Source organism: Planomicrobium sp. CPCC 101079, assembly GCF_007859275.1.
Classification (GTDB): Bacteria; Bacillota; Bacilli; order Bacillales_A; family Planococcaceae; genus Planococcus.
Map to the genome: position 1 here is coordinate 1 of NZ_VOHC01000023.1, position 979 is coordinate 979.

Here is a 979-nt window from a genome sequence, read left to right on the forward strand (position 1 = left end):
GTGGAGCCTAGCGGGATCGAACCGCTGACCTCCTGCGTGCAAGGCAGGCGCTCTCCCAGCTGAGCTAAGGCCCCGTTGTAATGGTCGGGAAGACAGGATTCGAACCTGCGACCCCTTGGTCCCAAACCAAGTGCTCTACCAAGCTGAGCTACTTCCCGAACTGAAATGCTGAGTATGAAAAATATGGCGCGCCCGAGAGGACTCGAACCTCTAACCGCTTGATTCGTAGTCAAGTACTCTATCCAATTGAGCTACGGGCGCTTATTTAAGAAATCATGTTTTTTCTGCAAACAAAATGGTGCCGAGGACCGGAATCGAACCGGTACGGTAGTCACCTACCGCAGGATTTTAAGTCCTGTGCGTCTGCCAGTTCCGCCACCCCGGCATAGGGTCGGCTTGCATTGCGTTTGAAAAAAATGGAGCGGAAGACGGGGGTCGAACCCGCGACCTCCACCTTGGCAAGGTGGCGTTCTACCACTGAACTACTTCCGCAAAAATGGTGCGGGTGAAGGGAGTCGAACCCCCACGCCCGAAGGCGCTAGATCCTAAGTCTAGTGCGTCTGCCAGTTCCGCCACACCCGCGTGGCAAGTATTGAATTAAAATGGTGAGCCATGAAGGATTCGAACCTTCGACCCTCTGATTAAAAGTCAGATGCTCTACCAACTGAGCTAATGGCTCGTGCAAATGGTGCCGGAGAAAGGACTTGAACCCTCAACCTACTGATTACAAGTCAGTTGCTCTACCAGTTGAGCTACTCCGGCTAAGAAAAAATGGTGGAGGATGACGGGATCGAACCGCCGACCCTCTGCTTGTAAGGCAGATGCTCTCCCAGCTGAGCTAATCCTCCGTTATGTATGCCCAGCGACGTCCTACTCTCACAGGGGGAGACCCCCAACTACCATCGGCGCAAAAGAGCTTAACTTCCGTGTTCGGGATGGGAACGGGTGTGGCCTCTTTGCCATCATCACTGGACTCTTT

The 979-nt window shown here is 53.6% G+C and carries 9 tRNA genes and 1 rRNA gene; all 10 read right to left on the reverse strand.

The annotated features are described in order from the left end of the window. Position 1: 1 nt before the first annotated feature. The 10 genes from FQV28_RS10285 to rrf all read right to left on the reverse strand — a co-directional run bounded on the left by FQV28_RS10285 (position 2) and on the right by rrf (position 973). Positions 2-74 (reverse strand) — tRNA-Ala (locus FQV28_RS10285). Between the two features lie 7 nt (positions 75-81). Beyond that, positions 82-158: transfer RNA gene (locus tag FQV28_RS10290), tRNA-Pro, on the reverse strand. A gap of 26 nt (positions 159-184) precedes the next feature. Continuing rightward, positions 185-261 (reverse strand) — tRNA-Arg (locus FQV28_RS10295). A 35-nt stretch (positions 262-296) separates the two neighbouring features. Beyond that, a tRNA-Leu gene (locus FQV28_RS10300) sits at positions 297-385 on the reverse strand. Positions 386-417: 32 nt separating this feature from the next. Continuing rightward, positions 418-492: transfer RNA gene (locus FQV28_RS10305), tRNA-Gly, on the reverse strand. A 5-nt stretch (positions 493-497) separates the two neighbouring features. Further along, positions 498-582 (reverse strand) — tRNA-Leu (locus tag FQV28_RS10310). Between the two features lie 21 nt (positions 583-603). Then, a tRNA-Lys gene (locus FQV28_RS10315) sits at positions 604-679 on the reverse strand. A gap of 7 nt (positions 680-686) precedes the next feature. Then, positions 687-762, reverse strand: a tRNA-Thr gene (locus FQV28_RS10320). Positions 763-772: 10 nt separating this feature from the next. After that, positions 773-848, reverse strand: a tRNA-Val gene (locus tag FQV28_RS10325). A gap of 9 nt (positions 849-857) precedes the next feature. Continuing rightward, positions 858-973: ribosomal RNA gene (gene rrf, locus FQV28_RS10330) — 5S ribosomal RNA — on the reverse strand. Positions 974-979 lie beyond the last annotated feature (6 nt).